We start from the raw sequence: 330 nt of genomic DNA on the forward strand, positions 1-330 counted from the left end.
ATGCGACAGCTACATCGTGCTGGTGAGAAGCTCTTTGTGGATTACTGCGGCCCAACCATGGAGGTGGTCAACCCTGACACAGGTGAAGTACGCCAGGCTCAGGTGTTTGTGGCAGTGCTGGGCGCATCCAACTACACCTTTTCCTGCGCTAGCTGGAGCCAGAATCAGGCCGACTGGCTCAATGCTCACGTGCAAGCCTTCGAATTCTTCGCTGGCGTACCGGAACTGGTGGTGCCGGATAATCTAAAAAGTGGGGTGAGCAAAACACACCGCTATGAACCCGACATCAATCCTGCCTATCAGCAACTGGCTTCACACTACGGTGTTGCC

1 protein-coding gene is annotated in these 330 nt (G+C 54.8%); it reads left to right on the top strand.

Annotation, left to right across the window (positions count from 1 at the left end; genetic code table 11):
• On the top strand, window positions 1–330 hold a 330-nt coding region (locus tag BGP75_RS00605; protein ID WP_143820941.1), incomplete at both ends, for a DDE-type integrase/transposase/recombinase.

The sequence above is a fragment of the Motiliproteus sp. MSK22-1 genome, from assembly GCF_001968815.1.
Lineage (GTDB): Bacteria > Pseudomonadota > Gammaproteobacteria > Pseudomonadales > Balneatricaceae > Motiliproteus.